16 protein-coding genes are annotated in these 17,619 nt (G+C 59.9%); 10 read left to right on the plus strand and 6 right to left on the minus strand.

The genetic code is table 11. The features are described from left to right. Window positions 1–5 precede the first annotated feature (5 nt). Both G557_RS12550 and G557_RS0108370 read left to right on the plus strand, forming a co-directional pair. Complete coding sequence (locus G557_RS12550) at window positions 6–1,796, plus strand: sensor histidine kinase (protein WP_051224902.1); 1,791 nt, start codon at window positions 6–8, stop codon at window positions 1,794–1,796. Next, window positions 1,790–2,446: a response regulator gene (locus G557_RS0108370; protein WP_156877164.1), complete on the plus strand. Its 657-nt coding sequence runs from the start codon at window positions 1,790–1,792 to the stop codon at window positions 2,444–2,446. Before G557_RS12550 ends, G557_RS0108370 begins: the two co-directional genes overlap by 7 nt. 149 nt (window positions 2,447–2,595) lie before the next feature. Here G557_RS0108370 and G557_RS12555 read toward each other — a convergent pair whose 3' ends face one another. Both G557_RS12555 and G557_RS0108380 read right to left on the minus strand, forming a co-directional pair. Then, complete coding sequence (locus G557_RS12555) at window positions 2,596–3,003, minus strand: hypothetical protein (RefSeq protein WP_036961960.1); 408 nt, start codon at window positions 3,001–3,003, stop codon at window positions 2,596–2,598. Further along, the gene (locus tag G557_RS0108380; RefSeq protein WP_028245688.1) at window positions 3,004–3,615 is read right to left on the minus strand and encodes a nucleotidyltransferase domain-containing protein; all 612 of its coding nucleotides are present in this window, start codon (window positions 3,613–3,615) and stop codon (window positions 3,004–3,006) included. Between the two features lie 345 nt (window positions 3,616–3,960). Between G557_RS0108380 and G557_RS0108385 the strand changes: the two genes are divergently transcribed. Beyond that, the gene (locus G557_RS0108385) at window positions 3,961–4,740 is read left to right on the plus strand and encodes an SDR family oxidoreductase (protein ID WP_028245689.1); all 780 of its coding nucleotides are present in this window, start codon (window positions 3,961–3,963) and stop codon (window positions 4,738–4,740) included. Between the two features lie 83 nt (window positions 4,741–4,823). Here the strand turns inward: G557_RS0108385 and G557_RS14395 are convergent, their stop codons facing one another. Beyond that, on the minus strand, window positions 4,824–4,964 hold the full coding sequence (locus G557_RS14395) for a helix-turn-helix domain-containing protein (RefSeq protein WP_342662190.1): 141 nt from the start codon (window positions 4,962–4,964) through the stop codon (window positions 4,824–4,826). Window positions 4,965–5,206: 242 nt separating this feature from the next. Continuing rightward, window positions 5,207–5,686 (minus strand): GtrA family protein, encoded by a 480-nt coding sequence (locus tag G557_RS13475; protein ID WP_051224904.1) that lies wholly within the window; start codon window positions 5,684–5,686, stop codon window positions 5,207–5,209. A gap of 82 nt (window positions 5,687–5,768) precedes the next feature. Between G557_RS13475 and G557_RS13780 the strand changes: the two genes are divergently transcribed. Continuing rightward, window positions 5,769–6,575, plus strand: a complete 807-nt coding sequence (locus G557_RS13780) for a glycosyltransferase family 2 protein (RefSeq protein ID WP_211220537.1) — start codon at window positions 5,769–5,771, stop codon at window positions 6,573–6,575. After that, complete coding sequence (locus tag G557_RS0108400) at window positions 6,575–8,050, plus strand: hypothetical protein (protein ID WP_084627090.1); 1,476 nt, start codon at window positions 6,575–6,577, stop codon at window positions 8,048–8,050. The genes G557_RS13780 and G557_RS0108400 overlap by 1 nt, the downstream gene beginning before the upstream one ends. A gap of 28 nt (window positions 8,051–8,078) precedes the next feature. Here G557_RS0108400 and G557_RS0108405 read toward each other — a convergent pair whose 3' ends face one another. Beyond that, a complete protein-coding gene (locus G557_RS0108405; protein ID WP_028245691.1) occupies window positions 8,079–10,244 on the minus strand; it encodes an acyltransferase family protein in 2,166 nt (721 codons plus the stop codon). Window positions 10,245–10,272: 28 nt separating this feature from the next. After that, window positions 10,273–10,683, minus strand: coding sequence for a GtrA family protein (locus G557_RS0108410; RefSeq protein ID WP_028245692.1), 411 nt, complete (start codon window positions 10,681–10,683; stop codon window positions 10,273–10,275). 141 nt (window positions 10,684–10,824) lie between these two features. Between G557_RS0108410 and glf the strand changes: the two genes are divergently transcribed. The 5 genes from glf to G557_RS0108435 all read left to right on the plus strand — a co-directional run bounded on the left by glf (window position 10,825) and on the right by G557_RS0108435 (window position 17,612). Next, window positions 10,825–11,976, plus strand: coding sequence for a UDP-galactopyranose mutase (gene glf / locus G557_RS0108415; RefSeq protein WP_028245693.1), 1,152 nt, complete (start codon window positions 10,825–10,827; stop codon window positions 11,974–11,976). A gap of 668 nt (window positions 11,977–12,644) precedes the next feature. Next, window positions 12,645–13,670 carry a glycosyltransferase gene (locus tag G557_RS14165; RefSeq protein WP_051224909.1) on the plus strand — a complete coding sequence of 342 codons (1,026 nt, stop codon included), beginning with the start codon at window positions 12,645–12,647 and terminating at the stop codon, window positions 13,668–13,670. Next, complete coding sequence (locus G557_RS0108425) at window positions 13,655–14,578, plus strand: glycosyltransferase family 2 protein (RefSeq protein WP_028245694.1); 924 nt, start codon at window positions 13,655–13,657, stop codon at window positions 14,576–14,578. Before G557_RS14165 ends, G557_RS0108425 begins: the two co-directional genes overlap by 16 nt. Further along, on the plus strand, window positions 14,575–15,696 hold the full coding sequence (locus tag G557_RS12575; protein ID WP_051224911.1) for an acyltransferase family protein: 1,122 nt from the start codon (window positions 14,575–14,577) through the stop codon (window positions 15,694–15,696). The genes G557_RS0108425 and G557_RS12575 overlap by 4 nt, the downstream gene beginning before the upstream one ends. After that, entirely contained in the window at window positions 15,693–17,612 is a 1,920-nt protein-coding gene (locus tag G557_RS0108435; protein ID WP_028245695.1) for a DUF6541 family protein, read from the plus strand. Before G557_RS12575 ends, G557_RS0108435 begins: the two co-directional genes overlap by 4 nt. The last annotated feature ends 7 nt before the right edge of the window (window positions 17,613–17,619 follow it).

Here is a 17,619-nt window from a genome sequence, read left to right on the forward strand (position 1 = left end):
GTCGCATGGCCCGACGTCGCTCCTTCACCGGGCAGATCATCATCCTGCAGCTGCTCACCATGCTGGGTGTGGCCGCGTTGCTGTCGGCATCCTGCAGCTGGCTCATCTGGCAGCAGCACCTCGCCGCAGCAGACGCGCAGACCCTCGCGATCGCGCGCACCGTGGCCAGCGACCCGCAGGTGAGGGAGGCGGTGGCCGCGTCCAACGCCGGCGGGCGTGACATGACGGATGCTCGAGTCGCCTCGATCGCCGCAGTGGCCGATCAGATTCGTGCGCGTACTGGGGCGCTGTTCGTGGTGGTTGCAGATGCTGACGGGTATCGCCTGTCGCATCCCAACCCCGATGAGATCGGCCGCCAGGTGAGCACCGACATGAGTCAGGTGCTCGCCGGCCAGGAGGTGGTCACCGAGGAGACCGGCACGCTGGGCGACTCGTCACGCGCCAAGGTGCCGGTGTGGAACGACGACGGTGGGCAGGTCATCGGCGAGGTGAGCGTGGGGCTGTCGCGCACATCCATCTGGTCGGGGCTGCCCACTGTGCTCTGGCCGGTGCTGCTGGCGACCTCGGGCACCGTGGCGCTCGCCGTGGTCGCGTCCGTGATCATCTGGCGACGCCTGCGCAGGCTGACGCTCGGCGCCCGGCCCGAGGATTTCGTCGCGTTCGCACAGAACCAGGAGGCCGTGCTCGGCAGCGTCGACGAGGGTGTGATCGGCGTCGACATGAGCGGCAGGGTCACCGTGGCAAACGACGCCGCGGCCCGCCTGATCGGCGACGGCGCACTGATCGGACGCCTGTTCGCCGAGATCGCGGCGCCCGACGCCCTGCACGCCGCGGTGCGCGCCACGCTCGACGACCGGCGGGGCCGCGCGCTCGAGGCGGTGGTCGCAGACCGTGTGGTGCTTGCCGATGCCCGGCCGGTCGATCGCGACGGCCGTCGGGTGGGCTGTGTCATCGTGCTGCGCGACAAGACCGATGTGCTGCAGCTGACCGACCGGCTGCAGGCGGTGGATGCGATGAGCCAGGCCCTGCGCGCGCAGCGGCACGAGTTCGCGAACCGGCTGCATGCGGTGCACGGGCTGCTCGAGGTGGGCCAGACCGACGAGGCGCGCGGCTACCTCGCGCGGCTGCTTGAGCGGGGGCCACTGCGCTTTCCTGTGCGCCACCTGGACCGCATCACCGACCCGTATCTGCAGGCGTTCGTGGGGGCCAAGGGGGCGCAGGCATCCGAGGCCGGCGTGGCGCTGACGGTCGGCACCGAGACCGCGCTGGGCGGCAGACTGCGCGACGCCGAGACCGTGGCCACCGTGCTCGGCAACCTGATCGACAACGGCGTACGTGCGGCGGCGCAGCGCGGCGACGACCCGTGGGTCGAGATCGAGATCATGAACGACGGCGACGAGTGCGTGCTGGTGGTAGCCGACTCCGGGTTCGGCATGGATGACGACCTCGACCCGTTCACCACCCACACTCAGCAGCTGCGCACGACCGATCCGATGTGCGCGCAGGTCGGGGCCGGTGGGTCGGGGTCGGCTGGTGCACCCGCCGCAGCCGCCCTGCTCGAGAACGCACACGGCCGCGGCATCGGGCTGCCGCTCAGCCGCGACATCGCGCGCCGACTCGGCGGCGACGTGTGGGTGGCGACGCGGCGGGCACCCGGGGCCGGCGCCGTCTTCTGCGCGCGACTGCCCGGGCTGGTCGATGCCGCGGCTGCCGCACAGGGCGCGGTCGTCGGCACGCCCAGGCTCACCGAGCGCGGCGACGCTGCCGCGGCATCAGAAGGCGAGGAACGATCATGACCGACCTGCGAGTGCTTATCGTCGACGACGACTTCCGCGTCGCGGCCCTGCATGCGCAGTACGTTGATGCGGTCGACGGGTTCGTGGCACTGCCACCTGTGCACAGCGCGCGGGCGGCCGTCGAGGCGATTCGCGCCGAGCATCCTGACCTGCTGCTGCTCGATCTGTACCTGCCCGACGTCAGCGGCGCCGCCCTGCTGCGCGATGTCGACGTCGACGCCTTCGTGCTCAGTGCCGCCGATGACGCCGACACCGTGCGCCGGGTGATCCGCAGCGGGGCGCTCGCGGTGCTGATCAAGCCGTTTGCACGGCCGGTGCTGACGGCGCGCCTGCAGGCGTACGCGCGGTACCGGTCGGTGCTGGCCCAGGGCGCTCAGGTCGATCAGGAGGCGGTCGAGCGTGCTCTGCGCATCATGCACAGCGGAGATGTGGTGGTGAGGTCGCGATCCGAGACCGAGCGCGCCGTGGTCGCCGCCCTCGATGAGCAGGCCGAGCCGGCCTCGGCGCAGCAGATCGCCGAGCTCGTCGGGGTGTCGCGCTCGACGGCGCAGCGCTACCTGACGGCGCTGGCTGCCGACGGGCTGGTGCAGGTGCAGCTGCAGTACGGCCAGGCTGGCCGTCCCGAGCATCGGTACGCGCGGGTGCGATAGGGCGTGTCCCTTCCTGCCCAGTGATCGCGTGTGGTGCTGGGGCGGCGCTGGTGCTGGCCGCGAGATCTCGCGGGAAACCGTGGGCGTTCACTGTGCCCGCGCCGCCCCAGCGCCGATCACTGGGCACGACGGTACGCCTCCTTCGTGCGTCAGTGGCGGCGCAGCACGTCTTCCATGCTGTCGACGACGCGTTGCGCGCGCTTGAGATGCGCGGCAGTTTCACTCAGACTCACTTGGCCGTGCCCGTACTGCGCAAGGCTCTTGGCCTCGATTAGTCGGCTGAACCCTGCCGCTACGGGAGCTTGCCCTGGCAGCGCCGCCTTGAGCAGAGCGATCGCCTCACGATGATCGTCGCCCCGTGCATATTCTCCGAGCCGGCACATGCAGATGACATCGCTTGCGGCGATCGCTGCCAGCACGGCATTGCTCACCGATGTCGCCCGCTGGGCGCTGGTCTCGCCGCTCACGTGAAGGTCGGCGAATGCCAAGAACTCGCGAGCGCGGTCGGCCCGCTCTCTCAGCTGTGCCTCGTTGAGATGACCTCGGCGTGCGAACATTCACGCCTCCAGATGCTCGGGCACAGATTGACCAACGAGAGTCACACCGTCGCGCAGCCATGACGTCACGATGGGGTCTGTCGCTGCCGCCTTCTGCCGCAGTGTGGACACATCCAGCTCGTATACCTGGGCCGGATTGCCCGTCCATCGGGTCACTGCGCTCGACAGGCTGCTGGCGAGCGCATCGCGCGCGTCAGCAGGGGCATCTTCGGGGCAGATGAGCACTAAGTCGATGTCGCTCACATCGGTCGCATCGCCGCGCGCAGTCGACCCATACAAAATCACGGATGCTCTAGGCAGCGCAGAGCTCGTCACGAAATCGCGAATTCGTTGATGCAGCTGCTCGGGTGTCGACAGTGCCGCCTGAATTGCCGGCCAGAGCAGATGTTCATCGTTGATGGCGTAGAGGTAGGCATTACCTGCCGGTTTGCGGGTAATTAGGCCGATGTGTGTCAAGAGCTGCAGCGCTCGCGCGGTCTGCGTTGGAGAGACATGAATGACTCGCGCGATCTGTCTGCCGGTCATGGCGTAGTCGACATTAGCTATGGCTGTCAACGCACGAGCCGGGTCGGGGCGCAGCAGCAGCGATTGAAGAGGCGTGTTGAGATCCACGGAGTCAGTGTATCCAATAATGGTACATATGTGTCATATATGACACATATGGGTCTATGTGGAGTACATGCGTACCACGTCTCATGCGAATGCTTTTCATGTGGAGTGTTGCGCTGGGCGCCGTACTGCCGGCGTCGCGAGGCGGTGTACCTTCCTGCCCAGTGATCGCGCGTGGTGCCGGGGGCGGTGCCGGTGCGGGCCGCGAGATTTCGCGGGAAACCGTGGGCGTTCACTGTGTCCGCGCCGCCCGCAGCGCCGATCACTGGGCACGACGGTACGCCTCCCGCGCCCACCACAGCCCACCCACCGCGGCTACGCTGTTCATGCCCGCACCGAGAGGATCCCATGTCACACCAATCAACATCCACCAACGCAGCAGCAGCACCTTCAACCCCGCGCCCCGTCGCCGTTGTCACAGGCGCGACCGGCGGCATGGGGCGCCGCATCGTGGCCGACCTCGCGCGAGATCACGACGTCTACGCGCTCGGGCGCAACGAGCAGGGGCTGGCTGCTCTCGCCGCATCTACCGGCGCGCACAGCGTGCGCATCGACCTCGCTGATCTCGACACCAGCGGCAGCCCGGTGGATGGCGTACCCGCCTCATACGCCCGGCTCGCCGCCGATCTCGCGCGGGTCGACGTGCTGGTGCACGCCGCTGCGGTGGCTGACGCGCGCAGCGTCGAGTCGGGGTCGGTCGACGACTGGCAGCGCGAGTTCGAGCTCAACGTGTTCGCGCCGGCGCTGCTGACCCGTGCCCTGCTTTCGGGCTTGCGCGCGGCCGAGGGCATCGTCGTGTTCATCAACTCTGGCGCTGGGTCGAACCCGCAGCCGGGCAACGTGATCTACGCGGCGTCGAAGCATGCGCTGCGCGGGCTGGCCGATTCGTTGCGTAAAGAAGAGGCGAACGCGGGCGTGCGCGTGTCAACGGTGAGCCCGGGGCAGACCGACACCGAGATGCTGCGCGGTCTCGTGGCGGCTTCGGGCGCACAGTACGTGCCCGAGCACTACATCGATACCGAGCAGATCGCCGAGGCGGTGCGGTTCGTGGTCGACGCGAGCCCCCGCGCACAAATCACGGATGTCGCAGTGCGGCCACGCGTGGAGGTCGCCGAGCGCACGCGCTGAATGGTAGTGCCGGGCTGGGCGCTCAGTCCAGTTCCGTGTGCTGCTCGCCGATCACATAATCTACGGAAAGACCGCCGACTGCCTCAAGGTATCTGCGAGACTGTACCGATTCTTGCGCTGTCAAGATCTCCGTTCTCGATCTTGGAGATTTGCCGCTGTCCAACTCCGATGCACTCGGCGAGCTCGGCCAGGGTGAGCCCGGCAACTTGCCGTAACTCGCGCAGGTGATACGTGCGGGGCTCGGAGAGTAGCGCTGCTTATGCTCATCGATTTCCGCAGGGTCTTCCGGGGTGAGTAGGTGCTTCTGAAGATCCTATTGGTAGGTGAGAGCCATTGCGTCACTCCCATTTCGTGTCTCGTAAATGCGCGTCTAGGAGCTCGTTGGCAACGGCAATGATTGACATGTTCCCCGGCGACACCCAGCAGGGTCTGCAGGACATTCGAGCGGGTGTCACGATGGGGTTCGTTACCCGCTTACCTTGGCACCGAACACCCACCATCGATAGAGGGCGAACCGAACCACTGTCGTGAACCCGATCGATGCTAGGTTCACGATGTTGACGGCGAACGGTCCAGCTGAGCGCCCAAGTATCAGTGAGACCGCGTGCACACCGACCCAGAGCAGGAGCACACCGAGACCGAGGCAAGCTCCGTTCACCAGAAGAAAGGAGATCGCCTCGTTCGCTGGCGCCCTTCTGCGAGCGCCTTTGAACGCCCAGAGGCGATTGCCGAAGTATGCATTAACTGTTGAGAGAGTCACTGCGCCAACCTTTGCCCACACCAAGGACCAGCCGAGCCACACGAATGCGTTGAACAACACAATCTCGATCAATGTGCTGAGCGCTCCGACTGAGAGGAACTTTCCGGAAGTTACTGCGAGTTCGTATAGCCGACCATGCCTATCGGTCTGGGTATCAGGTGCAGCTGCGGCAAATTCAGAGATCATCACTGTTCAGCCTAGACTTGTCGCGGTGTCGGCAGAGACCCGACAATGTGGGAGAGGGAAGCGGCCTGTGAGAATTGCACTCGTGATGCCGGCGTACAACGAAGAAAGTGGCATTGTCGAATTCCTCGACGAGCTCTTGGTGACAAGCCCGTTGACCGCAGCAGACTCACTCCGCATCATCGTGGTCGATGACCATTCAACTGATGCTATGCCTGAGGTCCTTGACGCCTACGCCGCTGACCACCCTGATGTGGGCGTATTGCACTCCTCGAACAACCAAGGCCATGGCCCTACGGCGCTGCGGGCATACCGTGAAGGATTAGCGAGCGAGCCAGATTGGTTGGTATTTGTTGATGGAGATGGTCAGTTCACAGGGGTTGACGTCTGGCGAACAGTACGTGCTGCGGTGAGTTTAGGCGCTGACGTGATCCACGGAGTTCGCACCCACCGTGACGAGCCCTGGTATCGGCGGATGCTCACTTCGGCTCTCGGGTCGGTGGTCGCAGTCGTGGCGGGAGGTCGCGTACCAGATGTCAACACCCCTTTGCGTGTCTACCGCCCGCCATTGGCGCGTGCACTGATTGATCTCGTGCCCGAGACGGCGCTCGTTCCCCATGTGCACTTTTCCATCGCGGAGCAGCGCGCGCATTTGAGAAGAGGAGCGCTGGCTGTCCGGTCGATCCCTCGTCGTGGTGGCGTGTCTCAGGGCAGTACTTGGGGTGGCCAGCGCGTGCCTCTTCTGCCTCCAAAACGTCTTCGCACGTTTGTGCGCAACGCAATCGCAGAAGTCTGGTGTGTTTCTTTGCGCCCGGGCAGCACGCGTCGAACGCGTCATGCCCTACGCAACACGCCATCTGGTGGCAAGGCTTCGAAACGGGAATTCGCTTGATGACCACGAAGGTCGAGACTCCTGTGAGAACGCAGCGACCGTATCTCACGGCTGTACTTTCAGCTTTCATTGGCGCCATAGTGGTCGGGGTCTGGGGGCTCGTGCTCTACCAGAGCGTCTTTGTACACATGGTCTGGGAAGATGAAGCGTTCAATCTCACCGTTGTCCGTAACATGGCTGAAGGGCTCGGGTACACGAGCGATGGCGTGCTGAGCGGCAACGAACTCGCGCCCTTTGACGTTCGTATCTCCACCGGGCCTGTGGTGCTTCTCCCAGCGGCTCTCCTGGGCGGGATTGGTGTTGATCTGGTGCTGGCAGCGCGCATCGTGGTGGCGCTATATGCGGTGTTGCTCGCGATGGGGCTCTACGTTCTGGGCGCCAGGCTGCATCGGTCTGGCGAGGCCGAGCGGCAGCCCGGTATCAGCTGGGTCGGCTTGTTGGCGGCACTCACCCCGCTGACGTTCAACACCTGGCTCACGATTTCTCCCATCCAAGGTCCTGCCGACGTACTGGGTGAGTTCCCAGCAGCAGCGTTGCTGGTGTGGGCGTTGATTTGGCTTGACCGGAAGCCGTGGCTGGCAGGTCTGCTCGTCGGTCTGGCGATCCAGGCGAAGTTCATCTCAGTATTGGCTCTGCCAGCATTTGCAGTGGGTGTGTTATTGCAGGGGCCTGTCAAGCTGCGTGAGCGTTCGGGGCGCCTTTTCAAAGCGGCCGTGTTCGTAGCCCTGCCATCTTTCGTCTACGAGGCATGGGTGTTTATCAGTCTTGGCTGGTGGCGATTCCGATATGAGCATTTGCGTGATTTCGGAAGTTTCTTGCTTCACGGGTACGACTACGGCTCCTCCCCTCTGAACAAACTCGCCACTTTCTTCCAGGCGTGGTTTTTGCCTGAGATACTGGCTATCGCGTTGCCTTTCTTGGTGATGGGGGTATGCGTATGGCTTTGGATAAGACGCGGGCGCAGACTTGGCTCCAGAACGGTAACTCTCCTTGTTGCGGCGCTGGCATGGCTAACTTATGTGGGGTGGTGGGTCAGCTCTACTTCGACTCCGGTGTGGGTACGACATCCAGCGATCGGTGTCATTGCGTTCACTCCCGTCTTAGTCGCAGGCGCCTGTACGCTTTTGTCAGAAGAAGCCGGACGAGGGAAGCTTCGCTATGTGTCACGGGTCACGCTTGCAAGCCTGTTGCTCGGGCTAGTGGTTCAGGTGAGTGGGTATGTTGATGGGCAACTCGCCCCCGGATATTCGCTGGATACCCAGCGGGCTGAAGCTGTCGAACTCTCGACCACTGACGAATCTGTAGCTGTCCCGTGGGGGTTGACTGTGAGTATGGGAGTGCTCACCGGCGCCCATGTGGTAAATCTGGATGGGCCGGATGAGACGTGGCGGGGGCTCGATCGAATTCTGCCAGCAGGCGGGTGTATTGACCCGATACGTATGACTGCAAATTTCGTGCGCTGCTCGGCATTATGATCAGCCACCGTTGTTGAGTGGCTCGCCCTCAGCTCTCGCTCTGCACGCTCTGCGCCTCGAGCGCGCCGTCTTCTCCCAGCGCCTGGCGGAAAGCAGCCATGAACCGTTCGTCGAACTGTGGCGCCATCGTCTCGACGTACTCCCGAGTTGGATGATTGCCATCAAGATAGACCAGCACGCCACCGATGGCAGGGGGGCAGACCATATCTGAGCAGAATAGATCTGAGAGGTCCAAAGGAATCACCAAGGGATCTTCCTGAAGTTCGGACGGGAGCAGCTCTGCCAAGCTCCTTGAATCGAGAACTTGATCGCGTGGGATCGAGCAGTTCTCGACGGCATGCTCTGAGTCTGTTTCAGCGGCTAGGCAAGTTGACGGCGAAACCCCGAAACGCGGATTGTCGCGCAAGGCGATTACGGGCACATTTGCCACTGTAACTTGTTGCGCACGGGTGATGAACCGGGCATCGAAGAGGGTTTCAGGTGAGTCAGGTACTGACCGATTTCCTGTGGTGAATAACACGCTTGGCGGTTCAGTCTGAATCATGTCCCAAGCGACCTGATTCTGCGCTTCGCAATAGTCCTGAGTCGTTCCGAGTAAGTCGGGCTGCTCAGCGTCATTCGCCCAAAGGTCGCAACCAGGGCCGACGATCACTTGGAGATTGAATCCTTGCTGAACGGCCAACCTATAGAGCAGCGTGGTCCAAGTGTCAGTGTGAGAGCTGCCGACTACCATGACTCTCGGGCTCTGAGCTGTGTCGGGGGTGACATCGTCGGCAGGAGTGTACTCACAAACACGCACGTCCTCACCGTAAGTATCAACTTCACGGCAATCGGTAGGAGACCACTGCGGCCACTGCTTATCCAGTGCAGCAAATGATGGAGTGAACTTGGAAAACAGGAGCGGCCCGTCATAATCTGCGGCCAGCACAGCCGCGCCCGGGTTCGAGGTGGACGCAGCTCGAGCCGTCAGGCGATACACATTGGCATACCAGCTACCCAATGCCAGGGCCAGCACCGTGGCAAGAGCGCTCAGCCGCAGCACCGGGTGGGCTCGCTGTCGCCAGGGCAGCTTCTGATGCGCCTGCTTCCTGGTGGCGACGGCACCCGCAGACGGTCGCACCGCAGTGGATGCGCGAATCGGCTGTTCCACGAATCGCGTCGTGCCCCAAGCGAGAAGAATCGACAGCTCAATGGCGAACAGCCCCTGCGTGAAACTCAGCTGCTCGGCGCCATTTCGCGCAAGCCAGAGGGTCATGATCGGCCAGTGCCACAGGTAGATGCCGTAGCTGATGCCGCCCAACCACGTCAGCGGTCGACTCGAGAGCCAGCGGCCCACGCCGAAACGATCTGCGACGGCGTCGAGCCCATCCTTGCCGTCAGTGCCGGCGATGAAGATCAACGCTGCGAAAGCCAGCGGCACGGCTGCGATCGCGCCCGGAAAACTGTTCGAGACATCGAACACCATGCCGAAACCCAGCAGTCCGATGACGCCCACCCAGCCGGCAGTGACCCGCAGCAGGCGTGAGGGGCGCAGATGCGGCAGCAGAATCGCGAAGAGCCCGCCCGCAGCGAACTCCCACGCTCGAGCAAAGGTGTCGAAGTAGGCGACGGGTTGATTGGTTGCCGTCGTGATCACTGAGTAGGCGAGCGAGGCCACCAACAGCAGGCCCAGTACAGTGCCGATCGATGTGGTGATCTTCGCATGGATGCGCTGGCCGACCGCCGCGGCCAGCCAAAGTACCAGCGGCCAGACCAGATACATCTGCATCTGTACCGCCATGGCCCAGTAGTGCTGCACAGGGCTGACCACGTCGCCGGCGTGCAGGTAGTCGGTGCCGTTGGCTGCGAGCACCCAGTTCACCGTGAAGGTGGCGGATGCTGTGACCTCCTGTAGCATCTGCCGCCACCACGTCATCGGAGTGATCACGTAGCTCACTCCGGCAACTACCAGCAGCACCGCCCATGCCTGCGGCAGCAGGCGTTTGGCAAGCCCCTTCCAGAAGCGCACTGTCGTTGCCCAACCGCCAGAAGGCAGGCGACGCAACAGCGACGTCGTCATGAAGTAGGCGGAGATGAAGAAAAACAGGTCGACGGCACCCGACACCCGGTGGAACCAGATGTGGTAAACGGCCACCAGCAGCGCGGCGAGGGCGCGCAGGCCTTGGATATCGTTGCGGTACTTGGGGGAAGACATGACCGACCAAGTGTACCGGAGGGTACATTCATGGCCGAAAGACGACCTTCGCGTAGAGCACGTAGTTCCAGATGAGTGTGATGGCCGTGGCCGCAGCCTTAGCCATAAGTAGCACCCAGGAAGTGGACAGTCCTCCGTGGAAGGCGGCCGTGATCAGCGGAGAGATCAGCCAGATGACGACCGGCTGAATCGCCCAGAGGCCAAACAAGGTAACCATGATAAACAAGGTCATCTGGCGCGCCACTGAACCGCTGGCTGCCTGAAATGTATATCGACGATTTGCGAAGAAGCTGAACGTGAATGCCACCCCGGTCGAGATGGTGTTCGCGACTAGGGGTTGAGACCCGAGAGAGACGAGGAGGAACAGCGAGCCAAAATCAATGACGGTGTTGACGGCGCCCACGAGCAAGAAGCGCATTGCAGTCTGTTTCTTTGTCATCTGATTGCTCGTGCACTGGCTGTGAGAAGCCAGTGGGCGGCTGCTTCGTCGAAAGTCAATATCATCCCTTGGTAAAGTGGACACGCGGTATCGCATGTTCCATGCGCCTGCCACCTGCCACAATACTTTAGGAGTTTCGCAGTGGATCTGCTTATCGTCGGCTCAGGGTTCTTCGGCCTCACCATCGCCGAGCGCGCCGCAACCCAGCTCGGCCTGAAGGTCACCATCATCGAGCGACGTAGTCACATCGGTGGCAATGCGTACAGCGAGATCGACCCCGAGACGGGCATCGAGTACCACAAGTACGGTGCGCATCTGTTCCATACCTCAAATGAGACTGTGTGGGAGTACGTGAACAAGTTCACCTCGTTCACCGATTACCAGCACCGCGTGTATGCCAATTACAACGGCGTTGTCTACCCTCTGCCGATCAACCTCGGAACGATCAACCAGTTCTTCAACGCTGCATACACTCCCGACGAGGCGCGGGCACTGGTGGCAGAGCAGGCTGCAGAGCTCGGTGGCAAAGAGCCTGAAAACCTTGAAGAGAAGGCGATCTCGCTCATCGGGCGGCCGCTGTATGAAGCCTTTATCAAGGGGTATACCGCGAAGCAGTGGCAGACTGACCCCAAGAAGCTCAGCCCAGACATCATCAACCGTCTGCCGGTTCGATACACCTATGACAATCACTACTTCCGTGACAAGTATGAGGGCCTGCCTGTCGACGGCTATACTCCGTGGCTGCAGAAGATGGCCGAGCATCCAAACATCGAGGTCAAGCTCAATACCGATTTCTTTGATGAGTCGCAGCCGTTGAACAAAACGGCTCTGCTCGGCAAAGTGCCGATTGTGTACACCGGTCCGCTCGACAAGTACTTCGACCACAGGCTCGGCTCACTTTCGTGGCGCACCTTAGACTTCGAGACAGAGGTCAAGCCGACGGGCGACTTCCAGGGCACCTCGGTGATGAACTACTCCGACGAGAACGTGCCGTATACCCGAATTCATGAGTTCCGTCATTTCCATCCGGAACGCGATTACCAGACCGAGAAAACCCTAATCATGCGTGAGTATTCACGTTTTGCTGGGGGCAGCGACGAGCCGTACTACCCGGTGAACACCCCCGAGGATCGCGACAAGCTGAAGGGCTACCGCGAGCTTGCGGATCAAGAACCGCAGGTGCTCTTCGGTGGGCGCCTCGGCACCTATCAGTACTTGGACATGCACATGGCTATCGCCTCTGCGTTGAGCCGGTTTGACAATATCGTACGTGAATGGTTCACGCAGGCCTAGAAAACGGTGCACTTATGTTGAAGATTTTCCGCGTAGAGACTCCGGAAGGCTATGACTCGGCCCTTGCGCGTCTGAGCCTGCGCCAACGAACCCTGTTGGCGGGCGCTGTGACCTATCATTCGCTCATCAACCCGGGCAGGCGTCTGCACTATCGGGTTTATGTTGGAGGCGAGAACCAATACCCGCGACTTACGGATACATCCACACTCGATGGAGTTAACGTTGAGGGGCTTGTAGCATTAGGCGAATTTGACGCCTCTGGTATCGCCCCACACCGCACGGATTTCACACCACGCCTCTACGCTGGAAATATTCCAGTGCGAGATCGGAACATCCGATATATCTTACTGACTCCTGATACGGCATCAGATGACGTGACTCGTTCCGCACATGGGGGGTCTCCTGTTCACAGACTCTACTCTGAGCTTGAACGTCATGCCCCGGCTGTATTGGATGCTGGACTCTCAGCACTAACGACAGCTCGAATAGCGGGTCTCAAACGCTACGTGCCCCGTCGAAGAGTGGAAAGCCCGCAGGCAATTGCCAGACGGATGGGCGTGACGCGGCCAATATGCGCTGTTGCTCCAGGGCCCTGTGTTCCCAATGCGGCACCGGCCGCACTCATCGGCATGCATTGGTTGCAAGCGGGGGGTGCTGAGCGGTGGGCAGTGGAGACCGTTGCGCTTGCCAGAGCAGCAGGGCTCAGGCCCATCGTGGTCACTGATCATGACTCGCACAGTCCGTGGATTACTCGGGCTGAACTAGACGGGGCCCTGATCATTCCGTTGACCTTTCCCGCCCAAGAGCAGATTGGCGATGAGCCGTTTTTGCGCGCGATCTTCGAGGCATTTGACATCCGCGGAGTGTGGCTTCATCACTCACAATGGCTCTACGATCGTCTCCCTTGGATCAAGCAATACCGGCCAAAGGTGCCAATTATTGATTCACTTCACATCTTGGAGTACAAGGGCGGTGGTTTCCCGGCTGCCGCAGTGCATGAGGATGCCTTTATAGACGCTCATCACGTCATTTCTCCTCAACTGAAGCGATGGATGATCGAGACTCAGAAGGTTTCTAGCGAGAAGGTAGTGCTCGCACCTCTCGGTGGACTTACTTCCTCAGAGGGCACTGGGTTCAGAGCGAGAACTGTGAACGGCTTTACTGTCTCATTCATTGGTCGTTTGGCGAGACAGAAACGGCCAGAGTTGTTCCTGCGCTTCGCAAAGCGAGCCAGCAAACGTTTTCCAGAGGTGCGCTTTGTCATGCATGGGGACGGTGAACTTGACGAAGTAATCGGGCACCTGATTGATCAGTTTGGGTTATCTGATGTCGTCACGCGACGCAGCAGTGAGGTGCCAATCAGTGATACCTTGGTGGAAAGCGACCTCCTACTGATCACCTCGATTAATGAGGGCATTACTCTGACGACGTTTGAAGCGGTTGCTGCCGGGGTTCCGGTAGTTTCGTCGAGGGTCGGGTCTCAGGGGACATTGATTCCTCCGGAGGGGCTGTTGCCCTACTCGGCGGACTCATTTCTCAGACATGGGCTTGTGACGTTGGAGAGGTTGCTCACAGAGGAAAACCAACGTCGCTCGCTCTGGAAACGCGAGCGCGAAGCCGTGACAATGTTCGATAGGCTGCAAACAGCCACTTCATGGGCGAAAGGCCAGATCAGTACATGGGCACAAAAGTAGCCGCAGTCATAGTCACGTTCAATCGGCTGGAGAAGCTGAAGACGGTGCTAGCTTCCGTCGAACGCCAAGAACGGACGCCAGACCTACTTGTCATAGTTGATAATGCCTCGACAGATGGAACGGCCGAGTTCTTGGCAACATACTCGTGTGCTGTTGAGGTTGCTTTAGTGACTTTGAGCAAAAATACAGGTGGCGCAGGTGGCTTTTCCACCGGTATGCAGAAAGCCTACGAACTTGGCGCGGATTACATCTGGATTATGGATGATGATGGCTACCCTGAGGCTTCGGCATTGGGTAACTTGTTACATGGTTACGAGGCCGCCATCGACGAGCTTGGGCCCGATGTGCCATTTGCCTGCTCAGTCGTGCATTTCGTGGATGGCACCATCTGCGAGATGAACAATCCAGTTCCGACTTGGGACTGGGGGCGCCTGCTTGCCAAAGGTCAGAACGCTGTCACCGTGTCTCGATGCTCCTTTGTCTCAGTTTTGCTGCCACGTTGGGTTCTCGAGACTTATGGGCTCCCATACAAGGAGTATTTCATCTGGTTTGATGACGCGGAGTATACAGAGAGAATCACCAAGATCTGCCCAGGTGTGCAGGTGCTCACTAGCGTGGTTGTGCATGACATGGGGGTGAATAAGGGCGTCAATTTTGAAATGATCAATGAGGGGAACGCCTGGAAATTCGCCTATGGAATCAGGAACGAAGCCTCATATCGATTCCACCACGTGAACAAGGCCTCATACTTGATCTTCGCAGCCTCTGTAGAACGGCAGATGAAACGCGGAAAAGTTGCGCCAAAGCTGAGGTTGAAGATGACCAAGCAACTCTTAGAAGGGGCTCGATTCAACCCCGAGATCGATTATCCGCAATCGACGCACCACCGTCCGGGAACGGCCGGATGATTCACGAGCGCGTTCGAATCGACTCGCTTACTGGCCTGCGTTTCTTTGCTGCGATATGGGTGGTTCTCTTCCATGTGAGGGGCAATCTCGCCGAAGAATACCCGGCGGCCTATCGCGTGATTGAACCAGTGATTGCTTACGGCGAATATGGTGTCGACTTGTTCTTTGCGCTGAGCGGATTCGTCTTAGCGCTCGCCTACAGCGAGCGTTTGGGAAGTGCCTGGTCTTGGCGGGCTACTGGACATTTCTATTGGACGCGTTTCGTGAGAATCTGGCCGGCATACTTTTTCATGCTGGTCATCGCGGGTGCCTGGCACCTGAGCTTGGTCTATCGGGGGGTTGCTGATCCTACAGCTCCGCGTGATCTTTCATTGGGCAGTTTTCTTCGCCAGGCGCTGATGATTGTGCTTTGGACAGAACCCACAAGCGATCGATTGACCTGGAACGGTGCTGCCTGGACTGTTTCTGCCGAGGTTCTCGCTTATATCTTCTTTCCGGTTTTAGCTTTGCTTCTTCACCGGAGGGTCAGCAAAGCCCCTGCATGGGTGCTGGGAGTACTGACCTTTGCTGCGATTCTGCCATTGGGGATTCTGGCGATAAACGTGGGCCTCTACGCACCATGGATGTGGCTAGCGAGAATTGTCTGCTCCTTCACCGCAGGATATATGAGCTATTTCTTTATGCTCAGTATTCGCCGAAGGCTTTGGGCACAGCGTTGGAGCGGCGCATTTGTGGGTATTTCTGTGTTGCTCGCAGTCCTTTGGCTGAGCTTTTGTACCGTGGTCGATGATCATGTGAGAGGCAACATCGTCGTCTTGCTGTTTCCATTTCTTCTCGTCGCTCTGGCGATTGACCGTGAATGGATTGCTCGGCTCTTGGAGAGACCCGGAGCGCAACTCGGCGGGAAAACCTCGTACTCAATCTATCTTGTACACATGCCGATTATTGAGATTCTCTGGTATCTCCAGACATACCATCCCGTAACGTTCAGCGCTGATCAACCTGCAGCAAAGGTTGGTTTTCTTCTCATTCCAGTGGTCGTGACTATCGCTGGCTATCTCCTGTGGCGTTTTATCGAAGAGCCATCTCGTAGGATCTTGCTAAGGGGTAATCGATGATCGAATCTTGGGGGCAAATGGCCACCGCAATATCCGTTGCGGTTCTTTTGTTCTGGGTACCCGGAGGTCTGGCATTGCTGATGGCGCATCTGCGTACCCCATTTGGGGTGTTCATTGCGGTTTCGCCAGTACTGAGTACGGCACTTTTCGGCGTGGCTGCGATCCTTTTGTCAAAGATTGAGGTTCCTTGGAGTCCGTTAAGCGCGCTTGTGACTGTCATGGCTTTGTCCATGTTACTTGGAGGTGCGTTACGGTCCTTGCGCACAGTGTCATGGCGACGTGCTGCTCCAACAATGTGGCGCGTGGGTTTGCCCAGAGCTTGGGTCGGGGCATTCCTCGGCGGTGCGATTCTTGTTTCCCTGTTCCTGTGGGCCCTTCCGAACCCGAACGCTTTTGAACAGACATTCGATACGGCGTTCCACCTCAATGCGGTGCAATATGTTGTGCAAACGGGAGACGGATCGGCTCTGACTCTGTCTGAGATGACAGGTAAGAGTGGCTTCTATCCCGCTGCATGGCATGACCTGGGGGCATTGATAGTGCTGCTCACGGGTGTCTCCGTCCCACTCGCTGCCAACGCGCTAAACGGGGTCATTATCGGTATGATTTGGCCGGTTGGAATGGCCTTCTTAGCATGGTCGCTCTGGCGTGAATCTCGTTGGGTCGGGTTTGCAGCGGGAGTTCTCTCGGCAGCGGTGCCCAGCTATCCGTTTCTCTTTTTCTATTTCGGCTCGTTATATCCCAACTTGCTGGGGGTCGCCCTACTGCCTGCCGCACTGGTGATCGGTCTTCGGACTTTCAAACTGATCCCTCAGATCGATGTTGAATCGACTGGCAGTGCGTTACTCGTTCTAGGCGTGGCGATGGTAGGCCTAGGCCTAGCGCATCCTAACGCTTTGCTTGCCCTGTTTGCTGCGATGGCCGCCGCGACCACTGCACGATCTATCCAGCAGGCAATTCGGTCATGGACAGGCTGGTCGGGAGCCGTCCGTCTCGGCGTGGCTTTGTTAAACGTCATCGTCTGGGGGGTCTTGGCGGGAATTTGGTCCACCGTACGTCCCGATACCTCGCAGCCACATATCGAGTCTGGTCTTACTACCGCGCATGCACTGGGTGAGGTCCTGACCAATGCCCAAGGTAGCGGAAGCGTGGCCTTGGTGCTTTCTATCTTCGCGCTCGTTGGGGGGGCGAAACTGCTGCGTCGGCGTGACCTTTTCCCGCTGATATTGTGGCTAATCACCGCGACGACATATGTGCTCGTCGCTGCGGGCCCATGGGAATCTGTGAGTCGCCTACTCGGCGGTGTATTCTACCAAGACTTCAACCGAATCGCGGCGTTACTCGCTATTCCTACGGTCTTGATATCTGCATATGCTCTAGGTGTGGGACTTGACGCGATGGCGCGGTCGAGGCACCCCGTCGTGCTCCGGGCTGTTTCAGTGTTGGCTCTCATCCCTGTGCTTATCATGCCTCAGCTTTCTGGGCTGGAACACGTGAGGTGGTCGTTTAAGGTGTTCGAGAGCTCCGTCATGATTCGGTCTAACGAGATGGATGTCGTAACAGATATGACCGATGTTGTGCCGAATGGCGACAGGGTCATGATTATCCCCATCAGCGGTGGGGTCTTCGCATACGCGTTGACTGGCAGAGAAGTTACTCCGGAACACTTTTTCTATAGAGAAACGCCAGTCGAAGAGTATATAAGAGAGCACATTGATGAACCTGCTACTCCGATGCTGTGTCAAGCATTAGAAGAGTCTGATGTTCGGTACTTGCTTGATTTCAACCGAGTGACAAGCGGTATATCTCCTGGCTCTGACCTTGACGATGGCGGTGCTACCAATACTCTCGTAGTCGCGGAAAGTGGTCAGGCTAAACTTCTTCGAATTGTTGCATGTGGACTTGGGGGCCAATGATGAAGGG

Origin of the sequence: Pseudoclavibacter soli DSM 23366, from assembly GCF_000423505.1 — a bacterium.
Classification (GTDB): Bacteria; Actinomycetota; Actinomycetes; order Actinomycetales; family Microbacteriaceae; genus Pseudoclavibacter_A; species Pseudoclavibacter_A soli.

Bases quoted from the DNA above. Each gene is read 5' to 3' on its own strand.
- G557_RS0108385 (WP_028245689.1), top strand. From the start codon at position 3,961: ATGTCACACCAATCAACATCCACCAACGCAGCAGCAGCACCTTCAACC.
- G557_RS13475 (WP_051224904.1), bottom strand. From the start codon at position 5,686: ATGATCTCTGAATTTGCCGCAGCTGCACCTGATACCCAGACCGATAGG.
- G557_RS0108435 (WP_028245695.1), top strand. From the start codon at position 15,693: ATGATCGAATCTTGGGGGCAAATGGCCACCGCAATATCCGTTGCGGTT.
- G557_RS12575 (WP_051224911.1), top strand. From the start codon at position 14,575: ATGATTCACGAGCGCGTTCGAATCGACTCGCTTACTGGCCTGCGTTTC.
- G557_RS0108425 (WP_028245694.1), top strand. From the start codon at position 13,655: ATGGGCACAAAAGTAGCCGCAGTCATAGTCACGTTCAATCGGCTGGAG.
- G557_RS0108400 (WP_084627090.1), top strand. From the start codon at position 6,575: ATGACCACGAAGGTCGAGACTCCTGTGAGAACGCAGCGACCGTATCTC.
- G557_RS12555 (WP_036961960.1), bottom strand. From the start codon at position 3,003: ATGTTCGCACGCCGAGGTCATCTCAACGAGGCACAGCTGAGAGAGCGG.
- G557_RS0108410 (WP_028245692.1), bottom strand. From the start codon at position 10,683: ATGACAAAGAAACAGACTGCAATGCGCTTCTTGCTCGTGGGCGCCGTC.
- G557_RS0108405 (WP_028245691.1), bottom strand. From the start codon at position 10,244: ATGTCTTCCCCCAAGTACCGCAACGATATCCAAGGCCTGCGCGCCCTC.
- G557_RS12550 (WP_051224902.1), top strand. From the start codon at position 6: ATGGCCCGACGTCGCTCCTTCACCGGGCAGATCATCATCCTGCAGCTG.